General features: G+C 68.1%; 14 protein-coding genes. 3 read left to right on the forward strand and 11 right to left on the reverse strand.

Going from position 1 to position 15091, the window contains the following annotated elements; genetic code table 11:
* Positions 1–171: 171 nt before the first annotated feature.
* From J2S53_RS10650 to J2S53_RS10670, 5 genes are all read right to left on the reverse strand, one after another.
* The gene (locus tag J2S53_RS10650; RefSeq protein WP_456240831.1) at positions 172–1413 is read right to left on the reverse strand and encodes a cytochrome P450; all 1242 of its coding nucleotides are present in this window, start codon (positions 1411–1413) and stop codon (positions 172–174) included.
* A 94-nt stretch (positions 1414–1507) separates the two neighbouring features.
* Positions 1508–2695: an NAD(P)/FAD-dependent oxidoreductase gene (locus tag J2S53_RS10655; protein WP_456240832.1), complete on the reverse strand. Its 1188-nt coding sequence runs from the start codon at positions 2693–2695 to the stop codon at positions 1508–1510.
* The gene (locus tag J2S53_RS10660) at positions 2692–2892 is read right to left on the reverse strand and encodes a ferredoxin (protein ID WP_456240833.1); all 201 of its coding nucleotides are present in this window, start codon (positions 2890–2892) and stop codon (positions 2692–2694) included. Before J2S53_RS10660 ends, J2S53_RS10655 begins: the two co-directional genes overlap by 4 nt.
* 62 nt (positions 2893–2954) lie before the next feature.
* A complete protein-coding gene (locus J2S53_RS10665; RefSeq protein ID WP_456240834.1) occupies positions 2955–3602 on the reverse strand; it encodes a TetR/AcrR family transcriptional regulator in 648 nt (215 codons plus the stop codon).
* A gap of 5 nt (positions 3603–3607) precedes the next feature.
* Entirely contained in the window at positions 3608–4828 is a 1221-nt protein-coding gene (locus tag J2S53_RS10670) for a cytochrome P450 (RefSeq protein ID WP_456240835.1), read from the reverse strand.
* A 124-nt stretch (positions 4829–4952) separates the two neighbouring features.
* Between J2S53_RS10670 and J2S53_RS10675 the strand changes: the two genes are divergently transcribed.
* Complete coding sequence (locus tag J2S53_RS10675; RefSeq protein WP_456240836.1) at positions 4953–6428, forward strand: MFS transporter; 1476 nt, start codon at positions 4953–4955, stop codon at positions 6426–6428.
* A gap of 141 nt (positions 6429–6569) precedes the next feature.
* Here J2S53_RS10675 and pstB read toward each other — a convergent pair whose 3' ends face one another.
* The 6 genes from pstB to J2S53_RS10705 form a co-directional block, all read right to left on the reverse strand.
* Positions 6570–7349: a phosphate ABC transporter ATP-binding protein PstB gene (pstB, locus tag J2S53_RS10680; RefSeq protein ID WP_130468070.1), complete on the reverse strand. Its 780-nt coding sequence runs from the start codon at positions 7347–7349 to the stop codon at positions 6570–6572.
* A 90-nt stretch (positions 7350–7439) separates the two neighbouring features.
* Positions 7440–8528, reverse strand: a complete 1089-nt coding sequence (pstA, locus tag J2S53_RS10685) for a phosphate ABC transporter permease PstA (protein WP_456240837.1) — start codon at positions 8526–8528, stop codon at positions 7440–7442.
* Positions 8528–9475: a phosphate ABC transporter permease subunit PstC gene (gene pstC / locus J2S53_RS10690; protein ID WP_456240838.1), complete on the reverse strand. Its 948-nt coding sequence runs from the start codon at positions 9473–9475 to the stop codon at positions 8528–8530. Before pstC ends, pstA begins: the two co-directional genes overlap by 1 nt.
* A gap of 115 nt (positions 9476–9590) precedes the next feature.
* Positions 9591–10685, reverse strand: coding sequence for a phosphate ABC transporter substrate-binding protein PstS (locus J2S53_RS10695; RefSeq protein WP_456240839.1), 1095 nt, complete (start codon positions 10683–10685; stop codon positions 9591–9593).
* A gap of 421 nt (positions 10686–11106) precedes the next feature.
* Positions 11107–11586 (reverse strand): HAD family hydrolase, encoded by a 480-nt coding sequence (locus J2S53_RS10700; RefSeq protein WP_456240840.1) that lies wholly within the window; start codon positions 11584–11586, stop codon positions 11107–11109.
* A gap of 373 nt (positions 11587–11959) precedes the next feature.
* Positions 11960–12919: an HpcH/HpaI aldolase/citrate lyase family protein gene (locus J2S53_RS10705; RefSeq protein ID WP_456240841.1), complete on the reverse strand. Its 960-nt coding sequence runs from the start codon at positions 12917–12919 to the stop codon at positions 11960–11962.
* Positions 12920–13167: 248 nt separating this feature from the next.
* Here J2S53_RS10705 and J2S53_RS10710 point away from each other — a divergent pair, with 248 nt between their 5' ends.
* Both J2S53_RS10710 and J2S53_RS10715 read left to right on the forward strand, forming a co-directional pair.
* The gene (locus J2S53_RS10710) at positions 13168–14466 is read left to right on the forward strand and encodes a magnesium transporter MgtE N-terminal domain-containing protein (RefSeq protein WP_456240842.1); all 1299 of its coding nucleotides are present in this window, start codon (positions 13168–13170) and stop codon (positions 14464–14466) included.
* Complete coding sequence (locus J2S53_RS10715) at positions 14459–15007, forward strand: DUF1003 domain-containing protein (RefSeq protein WP_456240843.1); 549 nt, start codon at positions 14459–14461, stop codon at positions 15005–15007. Before J2S53_RS10710 ends, J2S53_RS10715 begins: the two co-directional genes overlap by 8 nt.
* Positions 15008–15091: the final 84 nt, after the last annotated feature.

Raw genomic sequence — 15091 nt, forward strand, 5'->3', positions numbered from 1 at the left:
CCGCTCGGTTTACCTGGAGGTGTCGGTGCCGACCGCGTGAGTGGTGGGAGTTCGGCACCACGTCCTAGCGGCGCGACGATTTCGCGAGAAATCGACGCCGCCGCGGGGTGACCGCCCCGAGCGGGACAACGACAAGCTCGGGGCACGGCCGGGGGCGGCGATCGGAGTGGCTCACCAGGTTACCGGCAGCTCGTATACTCCGTAGACCGAACCGTCGTGTTTGAACGGGATGTTCTCCCGATCGGTGGCCAACCGGAGGGTGGGGATCCGCCGGTAGAGCGTGCTGTAGACGACCCGCAGCTCCATCCGGGCCAGTGGCTGCCCCAGGCACTGGTGAACCCCGAACCCGAAAGCCATGTGGTGCCGGGCGTCGCGCCGGATGTCGAGTCGGTCGGGCTCGGCGAAGGCGTCGGGATCGCGGTTGCCGATGTCGTTGGGCACGATCACCCCTTCACCGGCACGGATGACCTCACCGGCGATCTCGATGTCCTCCAGGGCCACCCGACGCCGACCGTTGTGGGTGATGTGCAGGTAGCGCAGCAACTCCTCCACGGTCGAGGCGACCAGTTCGGATTCGTCGCTGCGCTCGCGCAGCTCCGCCAGCTGCTCGGGGCTCTCCAGCAGGGCCAGCGTGCCGAGGGCGATCATGTTCGCGGTGGTCTCGTGCCCGGCGATCAGCAGCAGCACACCCATGCGGGAGGCCTCCCGCCGCGGCAGCTCGCCGGACTCGACGCGCGCCGCCAGGTCGGAGAGCAGGTCCTCCCCCGGATCGGTGAGTTTTTCGCCCACCAGCCCGTCCAGGTACTCGGCCAGTGTGTCGAGGGCGGCGGAGCGCTGCTCGGTGGTCGAGTCACGGTGGACGATGACCTTGCTGTTGCGCTGGAAGAAATCGTGGCCGGAGTAGGGCACACCGAGCAACTCGCAGATCACCAGTGACGGGACCGGCAGCGCGAAGGCCTCCACCAGGTCCACCGGTTCGTCGGCGGTCAGCATCTCGTCGATCCGCTCGTCGACGATCCGCTGCACGAACGGGCGCATCGCCTCCACCCGTTTGATGGTGAAGGGGGCCGTGACCATGCGGCGCAGCCGCGCGTGCTCGGGATCGTCCATCAGGATGAAGCTGACGGGGGACCCCTCGCTGTGCTCGTCGCTGATCGGTGCCGGAGCCGGATAGCCGGGGTTGGTCGGGTCGGAACTGATCCTGGAATCGGCCAGCAGGCTCCGCTGCTCGTCGTAACGGGTCACCAGCCAGGGTGTGCTGCCGTCCCACAACCGGACCCGACGCAACGGAGCCTCCCGCTGCATGGTCCGCAGGTGCGGCGGCGGATCGAACGGGCATCCCTCGGCCCTGTTCATGGGGTATTCGGGAACCTCGGCCGCGTGCTGGTCGGCCGAATCCAACGTGCTGGTCATCAATTCCTCCAATGAGATCCGGGACACGGATTCCCGGCGGTGGGGCGGCACGGAGCCCCGCTCCGTCCTTACGGTGCGAACGGGGTGTGCACGATCAGTTCGGTTCGAGGGCGGGCACGCCGAAGGTGTCGACGACCTGCTGGCGATGCGCACGGACCTGTTTGGGCCTGTTCCAGCCGAGCACGGCGACCGGAGTTCCCTGCCTGGTGTAGCGCACGACGAAACGGCGCTCGGCCGGATCGCCCTCCACGACGGTCACTTCGGATTCGGCGTGCGGCACGCCGTGCACCTGGATCTTGGCGTCGAACTGGTCGGTCCAGAAGTGCGGAACCGGCGCGTAGGGACGATCGGCACCGAGCAGATTGCGGGCCACGGCAGCGGCCTGTTCGGTGGCGTTGGTCCGGTTCTCCAGCCGCATCGACTCGTCGAGTCCCTCGTGGTGCCAGCGCGCCACGTCACCGACCGCGTAGATTCCCGCCGCCGCGCGGCAACGCGAGTCGCACACCACCCCGTCGTCGAGTCGAAGTCCGCTGTCGGCGAGCCAGTCCGTGGCGGGGGCGGCGCCGATCGCCACCACCACGGCGTCGGCGGACAGCGTCTCGCCGGTTTCCAGCCGAACCGCCGTCACCCGGCCGTGGTCCGCCTCCAGCGCCTCGACACCGGCACGCGGCCGGAGTCGAACGCCCCGTTCGGCGTGCAGCTCGCCCAGCATCCCGGCGACACGCGGACCGAGCTGGTCGGTCATGGGTGCGGCCTGCGGCCCCACCAGGGTGACGTCCGAGTCCGTGCCGCGGGCGGTGGCGGCGATCTCCGATCCGAGCACGCCGTCGCCGACGACCACGACTCCTCGCGCCCGCGGCAGCTCTGCCCGCAGCCGCAGTGAGTCGTCGAGAGTGCGCAGCACGTGAACACCCGCCGCGTCCCAACCGGGCAGCCGCTTCGGCCGAAGTCCCGTGGCGAGCACGACGGCCTCGGCGCGCAGCGTACGACCGGATGCGGTGTGGACGGTGCGGTCGGCCGGGTCCAGCCGGACCGCCGGGTCGGCGAGGACGAACTCGGCACCGGTTTCGACCAGCGCGGACTCCGTGCGCAGCCTGCTGCGCTCGGGATCCCAACTGCCGGAGAGAACCTGTTTGGACAGGGGTGGTCGGTCATAGGGTGCGTGTTCCTCTTCACCCACCACCGTGACCGTTCCCGAGTATCCACCGCGTCGCAGGGACTCCACCGTGGCGAGCCCGGCGGCCGAGGCACCGACCACCAGCACACTGCTCGGCTCGCTCATGCGCCCTCGCTCACTCCGATGGCGGCGGCCGGGCAGACGTCCGCGGCCTCCCGGACCGGGCCGTACAGGTTCTCGGGGGGCTGCTCGTCCAGCAGGATCACCACCCCGTCGTCGTCGCGCTGGTCGAACACCTCCGGAGCGAGCAGCACGCACTGCCCGGCACCGCAGCACTTCTCCTCGTCGACAGCGATCTTCACTGGTACTCCCTTCTCGTCGTATCGGTCTCGCCCGCCGCGCGACCGTGGAGCCCGGCAGGTGCTCAGGACTCGGTGACGTGTGCCAACCACAGTCCGGTGATGGCGTCGATCAGTCCGGTGGCCGCCTCCTGCCAGCTGGCCCGCGGGGTGGGGGTTCCCTCCGCGAGGGCACGTTCCCGTTCGGCGTAGGTGTGCACGATCAGCTGCCTGGCCATGTCGGAGCGCTCGGCCCGCACCTCGTCCGGCAGTTCGGGAAGACACCGGTGCAGTCCGTCGAGGATGCGGTGCATGGCCGGAGAGCTCAGCGACTCCTCGACGGCGATGTCCCGGAGCGAGGGCTCGGTCATCACCTGCGCGCTGAACCTGGCGAACCAGGTAGGGCTGTCCAGCGCCGCCAGGTTGTCGGCGCTGGGACGCACCAGGCAGGTGACCCAGTCCCGGACCCGCGGACTGTCGCCGATCTCCTTCAGCCACTCGATGCGCAGCCCCTCGACCGGTTCGTTGCGCTTGCGCACGATGGCCCGGACCAGGTCCGCCTTGGCCCCGAAGTGGTAGCTGACCGCGGTGTTGTTGCCCTGTTCTGCGGCCTCGCTGATCTGCCGGTTGGACACGGCCAGTACGCCGTGCTCGGCGAACAGCCGTTCCGCCGCGAGCAGGATCGCCTGCCGCGTGGCGTTGATGCGTTCTTCCCGTACGGTTCTGCCAGTCATGGCTCTCACCATCGCACCGGCACTTCACGCAACCCGCCGACGACCAGCCCTTCGACCTGCCGCAGTTCCTCGGCGGGAACGGCGAGTTCGAGCGAGGGAAGCCTGCGGAGCAGCACCTCCAGCACTCCTTGCAGCTCGGTGCGGGCCAGCGACTGCCCCAGGCAGGAGTGCGCTCCCGCGCCGAAGGCCAGGTGCGGGTTGGGGCCGCGGTCCAGCACCATGTCGTCGGCGCCCTCGAAGACGGACTCGTCGCGGTTGGCCGAGGCCATGCTGCACACCACGGTAGTCCCCCTGGGCAGTGAGGTGTCACCGATCTCGGACTCCTCGGTGATGTAGCGGGGCATCCCGAACCCCGGGTTGGCGTCGAACCGCAGCGCCTCCTCGACGGTGCCGCGTACGAGCGATCGGTCATCCAGCAGGCGTTCCCAGCGCCGCCGGTCGGCCAGCAGCATGGAAACCATCTTGCCGATCATGTTGGCCGTGGTCTCGTGTCCGGCGACCAGCAGTCCCTGACCGGTTGCCACCAGCTCCTCGTTCGACATCCCCCTCCCTTCGGAGTCCGTCTCGACGAGCAGTGAGCTGATCAGATCGTCACCGGGTTCGGCGCGCTTGCTCTCGACGTGGGCCGCCATGTACTCGACGAACTCGCGCTGCGCCGCGGCGATCTCCTGCTCGCCGTAGCGGGTCATGTTCAGCAACGTGTCCGACCAGTGGGAGAACCTGTCGCGGTCGGCGGCGGGCACGCCCAGCAGATCGCAGATCACGTAGACCGGCAGCGGGAAGCCGAGGCTCGCCTTGAGGTCCCCGGGCCGCCCCTGCTCGACCATCTCGTCGATGAGTCGCTCGGCCATTTCCTCGATTCCCGGCCGCAGCGCCATCATGCGCTTGGCGGTGAACCACTTGCCGACCATCCGCCGCCAGCGCAGGTGCCCCTCACCGGTCTGCGGCAGCGCGGAGGACATCGAGGTGTTGAAAACGCCCCCGGATTCGTTGTCGGCGACCCGCGCCGCGTCGTCGGCGTCGAGCTGGCGGGTGAACCGGGGATCGGACAGCACCTGCTTGACGTCCTCGTAGCGGGTCACCAGCTTGGCCTCGTCCCCGCTGGGCAGCCGCACGCCCGCCACCGGGCATCCACCGCGGAGCCGCTCCCACTCCTCCGGTGGATCCAGCGGCGCCGGATTCGGAATCGGGTAGCTCAGCGTCCGCTCGCCCTCGCTGTTGAGCATCGCGCTCCCTCCGGGTGATTCGTGTCTCTGTTGCCGACCAGTCAACCGCAGATGTTAACTTAAGTCAATCGATTGATTTATATTTTCTCGTAACCCCACTCGCGACGAACCGAAAGGACGAACCGTGTCGCATGCCGAAACCGCCCCCGAACGGGGCGCCGCCGCACCACCGACGAACCTCGTCGTGGTGGTGCTGGCGTTCGGCGGGATCGTGGTCTCGCTGATGCAGACCCTGGTGATCCCGCTGGTTCCCGAACTCCCCCGGCTGCTGGACGCCCCGGCCACGGGAACCGCCTGGGTGGTCACCGTCACGCTGCTCGGCTCCGCCGTGGCCACCCCGTCCGCCGGACGACTGGGCGACATGTACGGCAAGCGGCGAGTACTACTGGCCAGCCTGGTGTCGCTGACCGTCGGTTCCGTGATCGCAGCGCTGAGCGACTCGCTGACACCGATGATCGTCGGGCGTGCGCTGCAGGGGCTGTCAGCGGGCGTCATTCCGCTGGGTATCAGCATCATGCGCGACGAACTGCCGTCCGAACGGCTCGGCTCGGCGATCGCCCTGATGAGCGCCTCGCTGGGGATCGGCGGCGCACTCGGGCTGCCCGCCGCGGCGTTCCTGGCCGAGTACACCGACTGGCACGTGCTGTTCTGGACCTCCGGTGCGCTCGGTGCCGTGGCCGCCCTCGTGGTACTAGCGGTGGTGCCCGAGTCCTCGGTACGCACCGGCGGGCGGTTCGACCTGCTCGGGGCGCTGGGGCTCTCGATCGGGCTGATCTGTCTGCTGCTGCCGATCTCCAAGGGAGGCGACTGGGGCTGGGGCAGCGGCCCTGTGGTCGGCCTGTTCGTCGCCGCCGTGATCGTGCTGCTGCTGTGGGGCCTGTGGGAGACCCGATCCACGCGACCGCTGGTGGACCTGCGCGTTAGCGCGCGTCGTCAGGTGCTGCTGACCAACCTGGCTTCCACGGTATTCGGCTTCGCGATGTTCGCGATGTCGCTGGTGATCCCGCAGCTGTTGCAGCTGCCGGAGGCAGCCGGTTACGGCATGGGCCGGAGCATGGTGGCCGTGGGGCTGGTCATGGCACCGTCCGGCCTGGTGATGATGGCCATGGCGCCGGTTTCCGCACGGATCTCGAAGCTGCACGGCCCGAAGGTCACCCTGATGGTCGGCGCGGTGGTGGTCGCGTTCGGATACGCGCTCAACATCGTGCTCATGTCGGCCATCTGGCACCTGGTGCTGATCTCCAGCGTGATCGGTGTCGGGGTGGGACTGGCCTACGGCGCCATGCCCGCGTTGATCATGGCCGCGGTGCCGGTCTCCGAGACGGGTGCCGCGAACAGCCTCAACACCCTGATGCGCTCGATCGGCACCTCGAGCGCCAGCGCTATCGCGGGCGTGATCCTCGCCCAGATGACCGTCTCGTTCGGACCGGTGAGCTTTCCCTCGCAGACCGGGTTCCGGCTGGTGATGGGCATCGGCGCGGGCGCGGCCCTCGTCGCTCTGCTCATCGCGGCCTTCCTGCCGAGGCAGCGTTCGGTCTCGGAAGGCTCGGGGACGCGAGCGGCCGAGGAGAAGGCACCCGTCGGCGAGGCCACGACCTGAGCGGAGTTCGCCGAACGGGATTCACCGCGTTGGGTACCGGCCGAACAGGTGCCGCCGAGCGGGTGCCGGCCGAGCGGCGGATGGTTCTTCGGGGCCGTGAGCGCCGAAGAACCGTCCGCCGAGGTGATCGGTACGGTTCGATCAACCGAACCGACCGGAGATGTACTCCTCGGTCGCCGTGTGCGTAGGGGTCGAGAAGATGGTGGGTGTCTCGTCGATCTCCACCAGCTCGCCGGGCTGACCGGTCCCGGCGATGTTGAAGAAACCGGTGTAGTTGCTGACCCGGGCGGCCTGCTGCATGTTGTGCGTGACGATGACGATCGTGTAGTTCTCCTTGAGCTGGGCCATCAGATCCTCCACGGCGTGCGTGGAGATGGGGTCCAGCGCGGAGCAGGGCTCGTCCATCAGCAGCACGTCCGGCCGCACGGCGATGGCACGCGCGATGCACAACCGCTGCTGCTGCCCACCGGACAGGCCGGATCCGGGCTTGCGCAGCCGGTCCTTGACCTCCTCCCAGAGGTTGGCACCGCGCAGCGACTCCTCGACCACGTCGTCCGTTTCGGACTTGCGCAGCCGCTTGTCGTTCAGCCGCAGCCCCGCCGCGACGTTGTCGTAGATCGACATGGTGGGAAACGGGTTGGGACGCTGGAACACCATGCCGACGTGCTTGCGCACGTCCACGGGGTCCATTCCCGGTGCGTAGAGGTCCTGATCGTCCATCACGACCTTTCCCTCCACCCGGGCCGACGGGATCAGCTCGTGCATCCGGTTCAACGCCCGCAGGTAGGTCGACTTGCCACAGCCGGAAGGACCGATCAGGGCGGTCACGGCGCGCGGTTGGATCGTCATGGACACGCTGCGCACCGCCCGGAAGGAGCCATAATAGATGTCCAGATCCTTGACGTCGATACGTTTTGCCATAGCCCCTCGGCTCCTATCAGTAACACGGCGGATAAGCGTCGGCGCGGCCGCTCGCCGCGCCACCGGCCCTCGCGGCGCGTCGGTGGCGACTCAGCGCCCCGCTTTCGGTGCGAACAACAGCGATATCGATCGGGCCACCAGATTGAGCACCATCACGATGAGCATGAGCGTCAGCGCCGCCGTCCACGCGCGGTCCAGCGACGGATCGATCGGGACCCCAGGGCTGGCGTACTCGTAGTAGGAGAACACCGAAAGGGTCGCCATCTGCCCCGAGAACGGGTTGAGATTGGTACTGCCGGTGGCACCCGTCGCGATGAGCAATGGCGCGGTTTCCCCCACCACACGTGCGATGGCCAGGGTGACTCCGGTGCTGATACCGGCAACGGCGGTCGGTAGCACGATCCGCAGGATCACCTTCCACTTCGGAGTACCCAGCGCGAAGGCGGCCTCCCGCAGATCGTCCGGAACGATCTTGAGCATTTCCTCGCTGGAGCGCACCACGATCGGGATCATCAGCACGCTCAACGCGACGGCACCGGCGAACCCGTTGACGGTGCCCGGGCCGAACACGAGCGCGAACAGCGCGTAGGCGAACAAGCCGGCGACGATGGAGGGAATACCGGTCATCACGTCGACGAAGAAGGTGATCGCACGGGCGAGCCTGCCGTGACCGTACTCCACCAGGTAGATCGCGGTGGCCAACCCGATCGGCACCGACATCAGCGTGGCGAGACCACTGGTGATCAGCGTTCCCATGATCGCGTGGTACGCGCCGCCGCCATCGTCCACCACGCCGCGCATCGAATAGGTGAAGAACCGCCCGTCGAAGCGTTCCATCCCCTTCGAGATGACGGTGACGACCACCGAGACCAGCGGAGTGAGCGCCAGCAGGAACGCCGAGGTGACAACGGCGGTGAACGTACGGTCGGTTGCTTTCCTGCCGCCTTCGATCCAACGCGACCAGCCGGAGATCCCGACCGCGTAGAGCACCGCGGTCAACAGCACGAACGGGGCGACACCGAAACCCAGCAGCCGGGCGATCAGGGCCGCGAGCACGGCCGCCGCGCCGAGAACGCCCCAGGAGGCCCATCTCGGTAGGGTGCCCCGAACCAGCGACTTCGTCCCGTTCGACGGTTCGACGCTTTCCGTTGGGGTGGGCGGAGAAGTGGTGGTGCTCATCAACTGGCTCCGGAGAAGTCGGTGCGGCGGTTGATGACCGCGCGGGCGATCATGTTCACGACCAGCGTGATGGCGAACAGCACCAGGCCGGACGCGATGAGGGTGTCGATGGCGACACCGGAGGACTCAGGGAACTCCAGGGCGATGTTGGCGGCGATCGTTGCCGGGTTACCGGAGCTGATCAGGTTGAACGTGACCCCGCCGGAGGCGGAGAGCACGATCGCCACCGCCATCGTCTCCCCCAGCGCGCGCCCGAGTCCGAGCATGGAGCCACTGATGATGCTGGAGCTGCCGAACGGCAGCACCGCCATGCGGATCATCTCCAGCCTGGTGGCTCCCAGCGCCAGCGAGGCCTCCTCGTGCAGTTTGGGGGTCTGCAGGAACGCCTCGCGGATCACGGCCGTGACGATGGGAAGGATCATCACCGCGAGCACCAGTGCCGTGGTGAGCATGGTCCTGCCGGTGGTCGAGGGGGGTCCGGCGAACAGCGGGACGAAACCGAGGTACTCGTGCAGCCATTCGGCGGGCCCCCGGGTGGCGGGCGCCAGCACGGTGAATCCCCACAGGCCGTAGATGATGCTCGGTACCGCGGCGAGCAGATCCACGACGTAGCCGAGGAACTGTGCGAGCTTGCGCGGCGCGTAGTGCGTGATGAACAGGGCGATGAGCACCGCCGAGGGGGCGGCTATCAGCAGCGCCAGCACGGAGGCCAGCAGCGTGCCGAACACCAGCGGCCAGATGTAGAGGACGAGTCCCCCTTCACCCGGAATCTCCTCGGCGGGCGCCACGAAGGAAGGCCATGCCTCGATCAGCAGGAACGCCGCTACTCCGGCCAGCACCACCAGGATCAGCACACCGGCACCGGTGGTTATCCCACGAAACGCCTGGTCGGCGGGCCGCTTACGTACTCGACGGGCGGTCGCGGCACCTTGCCCGGTATTGCTCACGAGCGATCCCTTCGGGGTTGACCTGTGGTGGGGCGGGCGAAAATTCCTCGATCGCCGACGACCAAGATTCCGGGGTCACCCTCGCGGTGATCCCCGGAACCGTGGTTGGCGTGGTTCAGCTGCTCGCGCCGATCGCCTCGATGGCGGGCTGCAGCTTCTCGCGCAGTCCGGCCGAGATCGGGGCCGAGCCGGCAGCGTCGGCGGCGGCCTGCTGCCCTTCCTCGCTGATGACGTACTGGAAGTAGTTGCGGACGAGCTCACCGGTGTTCGCGTCGTCGTAGCTGCCGCAGGCCATGCCGTAGGAAACCAGCACGATCGGGTAAGTACCGGATTCGGTGGTGTCCCGCGCCAGGTCGTAGGCGTAGACGTGCTCACCCTGGCCGGTCTTGCGCTCCGAGACCTCCAGCACCTTGGCGGCGGCCTCGGGCGAGTAGGAGACGAACTCCTCACCGACACCGACCGCCACATTGCCGAGGTCACCGGCCTGACTGGCGTCGAGGTAACCGATGGTTCCCTGCCCGGCATCGATGGCGCTCTTCACACCGGAGGTTCCCTTGGCGGCCTCGCCGCCGGAAACCGGCCAGTTACCGCTGACCTCGTGTGGCCAGGCGTTCGGGGCGGCGGTGGACAGGTAGTCCACGAAGTTCTCCGTCGTGCCCGACTCGTCGGAACGGTTCACCGGCGTGATGGGCAGATCGGGAAGATCGGCGTCCGGATTGGTTTTCTGGATCGCCTCGGCGTTCCACTTGGTGATCTTCTGGTTGAAGATTTTGGCGATCGTGTCGGGGGTCAGTTTCAGTTCGTCGATGCCGTCGAGATTGAACGCGATGGCGACCGGCGAAACGTAGACCGGTACCTCGACGAGGGTGCCGCAACGCTGTTTGGCGCCCTCGAGTTCCTCGCCCTCCAGCGCGGCGTCGGTGCCACCGAAATCGCTCGCCCCGTTGACGAAACGCTCCCGACCACCACCGGAACCGATCGGCGAATAATTGATCGTCAGATCGGGATTCTGCTCGGAAAAGGCCGCGCGCCAGGCTTGCTGTGCGGCCTCCTGGGAGCTGGCTCCCGCCCCGTCGAGCGTTCCGGAAAGCCCCGACCCCTGGTCCGAGTTGCCCGAGGACTCGTTGGCGGCGCCGCACGCTCCGAGAACCACGGTCAGCGCTGCTGCCGCCGCACCGGCGGCAGTACGTCTGACAATACTGCGCTGCACAGGTAGCCCCTTTTCACGCTGCTGCGGCCGATGGGCACCGGCCGTCTTCTGCACTGGCGAGAGTGACACTAGGGCGAAAAGGTGACGTGCCGAATCAACTCAGATGAACAGCAGGGGAATAGCGAACCACAGAAATCGCTCATCACGGATGAATCACGAAACAACCACGAAGCGAAAACTGCGGTAACGCCGCACCCAGTGGTTTTCCGCGACCCCGATCCGGACAGCACGGTGGCCCCTTTTCGAGACACGCTGTTTTCGACGCGACACAAAGCGTAACCGAAAACCGGAAAGCACGCACCCTGGGGAGAGCCGAAAAACCCGCGTCCCGGAGGGAGGGGAACCGACACACCGGCCCGCCAGGGGAACGGCACCCGTGCGACGGTTCGTGCCGCGGACTTCGACTCGGGCGCGGCGACGGCTACCCGGGATCTCCCGAAGCGGTGAACAAGCGCTGCTCGGTGATCCGCAGCGCCAACGAGCGGTCCAGTTTGGACAAAACCGCTTCCGCGCCGGCCGCACGCAGCAGTCTGCCCGCGCGGCCCCCGCCGGAGAACCCGAACGCGAGCACGCCCGCACTGCGGGCAGCGACGATCTCCTCCTCGGTGCTTCCCACCAAAGCCAGCCGAGGGTACTCCACGCGCAGCTTCGCCAGTTCGGTCACCCTGTCGCGACTACTCGGGATCACAATGGACAACCGGTCGGCGACACGTAGTCCGCGTGCCTGGGAGGCTACTTCTCGCAACGGCTGTTCGGTGAGCACGATCACCGGGATCGAGGCGAGGCGTGCCCCCGACAGCGCGGTATCGGCGCCGGGAACCAGCCGGGCGCGGCCACGGTGGTACTGGACGAGGGTGCCGCTCCAACCCAGCACCACGGCACGATTCGGATCGTCGTACACGCAAGGGCTCCCGGTCCCGACGAGCAGATACGCACAGCCTGCTCCGCAGCCGGGAAGGAGAACCACCCGCACCGGATTAACGAATCCCCAACACTGGATTACACGCACCGAACGGGGATGTGGTGCGGCTCGGCCGAGCGTCGATTTCCCACGAAATCGCCGCGCCGGTACGACGCAGTGCCGAGCCCCGACCACCCTCGCAGGTCGAGCCCCGACCACGCCCGCAGTCGGCACCGCCGCGGGTTCTCCGGTGCGGCTCTCGCGAGGAAGGCCCGACGTTGTGTAGTAACTACCCGATGTCGGGCCTCCCGGAGCGAGAGCCGTGCCAGAGGTTCCGCCACGCGATCACCTACGACAACCGAGCCGGGTGAACTCAGCTCTCAGGAGGTTGCCAGGGATCTTGCCTGGGGAGCCCGGCGGCACGCCCCTTGGCGGCCACCACGAGCGCCATCTTGCGGGAGGCCTCGTCGATCATCTCGTCACCCAGCATGGCGGCACCACGCCTGCCACCGGCTTCCGAGGTGTACCAGGCGTAGGCGTCGAGGATGTTCTCCGCCCGCTCGTAGTCCCGCTGTCGCGGCGAGAACACCGCGTTGACGGGCTCGACCTGGTCGGGGTGCAGCACCCACTTGCCGTCCAGACCGAGCGCGGCGGAACGACCCGCCACCCGGCGAAGACCCTCGAGGTCCTTGATCTGCAGGTACGGCCCGTCGATGGCCTGCAGGCCGTTGGCACGAGCCGCGGTGAGCAACCGCATCAGCACGTGGTGGTAGGCGTCACCCACGTCGTATCCGGGAGGCTGCTCACCGACCACGAGCGAGGGCATGTTGATGGAGGCCATGAAGTCGGCCGGGCCGAACACCAGCGCACACAGCCGGGCCGAGGCGGCGGCTATCGAGTCGACCGAGGTCAGCCCCTTGGCGTCCTCGATCTGCGCCTCGATACCGATCGACCCCACGGCGAGTCCCAGTGCCCGTTCGATCTGGGTAATCGTGAGGTCGAGCCAACTCACCTGCTCGGGACCGGTGACCTTGGGGAGCATGACGGTGTCCAGCGACCGGCCCGCCCCCTCCACCACGTCCACCACGTCACGATAGGCCCACTGGCTTTCCGAATCGTTGACCCGGACGGTGCGGATCCGGTCTCCCCAGCCTCCCTCGTTCAGCGCGGCGACGACGTTCTCGCGTGCCTGGGCCTTGGCCAACGGGGCGACCGCGTCCTCCAGATCGAGGAAGAACTGGTCCGACCCCAGCCCCCTGGCCTTGTCGATCATCTTCGGGCTGGAGCCGGGCACCGCGAGACAGCTGCGGCGGGAACGTTGCGGATCGGCCACGTCGGGCACTCCTTCGCGCGGGAACACTGCTGTCCGATCCTCCGCCCCGGCGGGGTCACCGGGCGGAAGCGGCCCGGCCCCACCATGTGGACGGGCGGAGGCATCGAGTGGTCACGTCGGCGATTCCGGGCGAGGTGTCACCACGAACCGCCGCGAGCCGGGTTTTGTCTACCACGAGGCGACCGGCACGCGGTCCGCACCGCGTTTCGCCGCTGCTCAGCCCGGTCGGAGCAACTAGCCTGATCGGCGTGGCTGGCAGCAGCAGAGTATTCGCGGCGCGCATGTCCGGCCTTGTCGTCTTCGGACCCGACGGGCAGTCCATCGGCAAGGTGCGCGATGTCGTGGCGGGGCTGCGCAAGGACCGGCACCCACCACGCGTGCTGGGCATCGTGGTCGAGGTCGCCACCCACCGCCGCATCTTCGTCCCCATGCTGCGGGTCACCGGTATCGAGTCCAATGCGGTGCTGCTTTCCACCGGCAGCGTGAACATGCGCCGGTTCCACCAGCGTCCGAACGAGGTGCTGGTGCTCGGACAGCTGCTGGACGCACGGGTGACGCTGCTCCCCTCGGGCAGGTCGGCCGTGCTCGTCGACGCGGCACTGGAACAGCAGCGCAACCGGGAGTGGCAGCTCGGCAAGGTGGCCGTGCACGTGCGCAGCGGGCCGCTGGGGCGCAAGGGACCGATACAGGTGCTGGCCTGGGACCAGGTCGCCGGACCGGCCACGGCACAGCTGACGGAGCAACCGCAGGAGGTCAACGAGCTGCTCGGCGTCCTCGACGAGATGCGCGCGGTCGACGTCGCCAGCGCGCTGCACGACCTGCCGGAGAAGCGGCGGTACGAGGTCGCGGAGGCGCTGGACGACGAACGGTTGGCCGACGTCGTCGAGGAACTCCCCGAGGAGGACCAGAAGGACCTGGTGGCCCACCTCGACGAGGACCGGGTGGCCGACCTGCTCGAGGCGATGAACCCGGACGACGCCGCCGACCTGCTGGCCGAGCTGACCGAACCGGACAAGGAACGGCTGCTCAACCTGATGGCCCCCGAGGAGTCCGAACCCGTCAAACGGCTGCTGGCGTACTCGGCCGACACCGCGGGCGGTCTGATGACCCCCGATCCGGTGGTGCTGGCACCGGACGCCACCGTCGCGGAGGCCCTCGCCCGCGTGCGCAACGCGGAACTGCCGGTCGCGCTGGCGAGCATGGTCTTCGTCTGCCGCCCGCCCTCGGAGACCCCGACGGGCCCGTACCTCGGCTGCGTCCACATCCAGCGGCTGCTGCGCGAACCCCCCTCCAACCTCGTCGCCGGAGCGGTGGACACCGACCTCGCCAGCCTGACCACCGGAGCCAAACTGGCCGAGATCACCCGCTACTTCGCCGCCTACAACCTGGTCTGCGGACCGGTGCTGGACGACCAGGAACATCTGCTCGGTGCCGTCACCGTCGACGACGTGCTGGACCACCTGCTCCCGGAGAACTGGCGCGAGGGAGGTCTTCCCGACGCCGGGACCCCGGAGTTCGAGCCGGGGACGGACGGTGACCATGCCTGAGCTCTTCCCGCGCAGACGGCTCGACCAGCCACGCAGACGCCACCGCCCGGCCTTCGAGGTCGACCCGGAGCTGTTCGGCAAGTTCTCCGAACGGATCGCGAGGTTCCTCGGCACCGGCAAGTTCCTGTTCTGGCAGACCGTGCTCGTCGTAAGCTGGATCACGGTCAACCTCGTGGCGGTACGGCTGGCCTGGGACCCCTACCCGTTCATCCTGCTCAACCTGGCGTTCTCCACCCAGGCCGCCTACGCGGCACCGTTGATCCTGCTCGCGCAGAACCGGCAGGACGACCGGGACCGGGTATCGCTCGAGGAGGACCGCGCGCGGGCCGAGCGGACCAAAGCCGACACCGAGTACCTCGCTCGGGAACTCGCCGCCCTTAGACTGGCTGTCGGCGAGGTCGCCACACGGGACTACCTGCGCGGCGAACTGGATCGGTTGCGTGACGACCTCCCCGGCACGGAGAGCCCGGAAAGCAGGCGGCGACGAAGCAGCGCACGGGGTGAGGGACCCGACAGCTCCGGGGCCGTGGAGCAGGGTTGAACGGAACGATTGCCGGTCGGGCTGTGAATCCTCGGGTACTCGTCCGTAACATAAGTGTCGGCACACCAGCTCAGGAAAGGTCGG

The organism is Actinopolyspora lacussalsi, assembly GCA_030803735.1.
Lineage (GTDB): Bacteria > Actinomycetota > Actinomycetes > Mycobacteriales > Pseudonocardiaceae > Actinopolyspora > Actinopolyspora lacussalsi.

Coding starts and splice junctions, on each gene's coding strand:
- J2S53_RS10650 (WP_456240831.1), bottom strand. CDS start 1,413: ATGACCAGCACGTTGGATTCGGCCGACCAGCACGCGGCCGAGGTTCCC.
- J2S53_RS10655 (WP_456240832.1), bottom strand. CDS start 2,695: ATGAGCGAGCCGAGCAGTGTGCTGGTGGTCGGTGCCTCGGCCGCCGGG.
- J2S53_RS10665 (WP_456240834.1), bottom strand. CDS start 3,602: ATGACTGGCAGAACCGTACGGGAAGAACGCATCAACGCCACGCGGCAG.
- J2S53_RS10670 (WP_456240835.1), bottom strand. CDS start 4,828: ATGCTCAACAGCGAGGGCGAGCGGACGCTGAGCTACCCGATTCCGAAT.
- pstB (WP_130468070.1), bottom strand. CDS start 7,349: ATGGCAAAACGTATCGACGTCAAGGATCTGGACATCTATTATGGCTCC.
- pstA (WP_456240837.1), bottom strand. CDS start 8,528: ATGAGCACCACCACTTCTCCGCCCACCCCAACGGAAAGCGTCGAACCG.
- J2S53_RS10715 (WP_456240843.1), top strand. CDS start 14,459: ATGCCTGAGCTCTTCCCGCGCAGACGGCTCGACCAGCCACGCAGACGC.